Genomic DNA, 2,597 nt, shown 5'->3' with positions numbered 1-2,597 from the left:
TAGGATAAGCCCTCGACCGATTAGTATTCGTCAGCTCCACACATTGCTGTGCTTCCACCCCGAACCTATCAACCTCGTCGTCTTCAAGGGGTCTTACATACTGGGAAATCTCATCTTGAGGGGGGCTTCACGCTTAGATGCTTTCAGCGCTTATCCCGTCCGTACTTGGCTACCCAGCGGTGCTCCTGGCGGAACAACTGGTACACCAGCGGTACGTCCATCCCGGTCCTCTCGTACTAAGGACAGCTCCTCTCAAATTTCCTACGCCCGCGACAGATAGGGACCGAACTGTCTCACGACGTTCTGAACCCAGCTCGCGTACCGCTTTAATGGGCGAACAGCCCAACCCTTGGGACCTACTTCAGCCCCAGGATGCGATGAGCCGACATCGAGGTGCCAAACCTCCCCGTCGATGTGGACTCTTGGGGGAGATAAGCCTGTTATCCCCAGGGTAGCTTTTATCCGTTGAGCGATGGCCCTTCCATTCGGTACCACCGGATCACTAAGCCCGACTTTCGTCCCTGCTCGACTTGTAGGTCTCGCAGTCAAGCTCCCTTATGCCTTTGCACTCTTCGAATGATTTCCAACCATTCTGAGGGAACCTTTGGGCGCCTCCGTTACATTTTAGGAGGCGACCGCCCCAGTCAAACTGCCCGCCTGACACGGTCCCCGTACCGGATTCACGGTACCAGGTTAGAACTCCGATACGATCAGGGTGGTATCCCAACGGCGCCTCCACCGAAGCTGGCGCTCCGGCTTCAAAGGCTCCCACCTATCCTGTACAGATCGTACCAAAGTCCAATATCAAGCTGCAGTAAAGCTCCATGGGGTCTTTCCGTCTTGTCGCGGGTAACCTGCATCTTCACAGGTATTAAAATTTCACCGGATCTCTCGTTGAGACAGCGCCCAATTCGTTACGCCATTCGTGCGGGTCAGAATTTACCTGACAAGGAATTTCGCTACCTTAGGACCGTTATAGTTACGGCCGCCGTTTACTGGGGCTTCGGTTCACAGCTTCGGGTTGCCCCTAACCGCTCCCCTTAACCTTCCAGCACCGGGCAGGCGTCAGCCCGTATACTTCGCCTTACGGCTTCGCACAGACCTGTGTTTTTGCTAAACAGTCGATTGGGCCTTTTCACTGCGGCCCCCTCGGGCTATTCACCCTACCGAGGCACCCCTTCTCCCGAAGTTACGGGGTCATTTTGCCGAGTTCCTTAACGAGAGTTCTTCCGCGCGCCTTAGCATGCTCTGCTCGCCTACCTGTGTCGGTTTGCGGTACGGGCACCATCACCTGGCTAGAGGCTTTTCTTGACAGCCGGAGTACATGACCTTCGCTACTGCAATTTTCGCTCCCCATCACAGCCCAGCCTCACGATTCGCGGATTTGCCTACGAATCAGCCTCACTGCTTGGACGGGCACTTCCATCAGCCCGCGTCACTGCCCTTCTGTGTCACCCCATTGCTCATAACGGCTTACGGTGGTACAGGAATTTCAACCTGTTGTCCTTCCACTACGCCTTTCGGCCTCGCGTTAGGTCCCGACTTACCCTGAGTGGACGAGCCTTCCTCAGGAACCCTTAGGCTTTCGGCGGACAAGATTCTCACTTGTCTTTTCGTTACTCATACCGGCATTCTCACTTGAATGCGCTCCACCAGTCCTCACGGTCTGACTTCAACCTATATTCAACGCTCCCCTACCCAATGCAGCAAGCTGCAATGTCATAGCTTCGGTGGTGTGTTTAGCCCCGTTACATTTTCGGCGCAGAGTCACTCGACCAGTGAGCTATTACGCACTCTTTAAATGGTGGCTGCTTCTAAGCCAACATCCTGGTTGTCTGTGCAACTCCACATCCTTTCCCACTTAACACACACTTGGGGACCTTAGCTGATGATCTGGGCTGTTTCCCTCTTGACAATGGATCTTAGCACTCACTGTCTGACTCCCGGTAAGCATGTCAATGGCATTCGGAGTTTGACTAGACTTGGTAACCCTTGGCGGGCCCCGCACCCAATCAGTGCTCTACCTCCACGACACTCATAACCGAGGCTAGCCCTAAAGCTATTTCGGGGAGAACCAGCTATCTCCGAGTTCGATTGGAATTTCTCCGCTACCCCCACCTCATCCCCGCACTTTTCAACGTGCGTGGGTTCGGGCCTCCAGTGCGTGTTACCGCACCTTCACCCTGGACAGGGGTAGATCACACGGTTTCGGGTCTACGACCACGTACTATAATCGCCCTATTCAGACTCGCTTTCGCTGCGGCTCCGGCTTTCCACCTTAACCTTGCACGTAATCGTAACTCGCCGGTTCATTCTACAAAAGGCACGCCATCACCCATTGATCGGGCTCTGACTTCTTGTAAGCGCACGGTTTCAGGTTCTTTTTCACTCCGCTCCCGCGGTGCTTTTCACCTTTCCCTCACGGTACTGCTTCACTATCGGTCACCAGGGAGTATTTAGCCTTGGCAGATGGTCCTGCCGGATTCCGACGGGGTTTCACGTGTCCCGCCGTACTCAGGATACACCTCGGAGAGTGCTTGCTTTCGGTTACAGGGCTTTTACCTGCTATGGCGGGCCTTTCCAGACCTCTTCGCCTA

General features: G+C 54.7%; 1 rRNA gene. It reads right to left on the bottom strand.

The features are described from left to right. A 23S ribosomal RNA gene (locus B1748_RS36100) occupies positions 1-2,597 on the bottom strand; the annotation flags it as partial.

The sequence above is a fragment of the Paenibacillus sp. MY03 genome, assembly GCF_002165585.1.
GTDB lineage: Bacteria > Bacillota > Bacilli > Paenibacillales > Paenibacillaceae > Pristimantibacillus > Pristimantibacillus agaridevorans.
The sequence above is the reverse complement of the archived record's forward strand: the minus strand, read 5'-3'. Positions and strand labels throughout refer to the sequence as shown.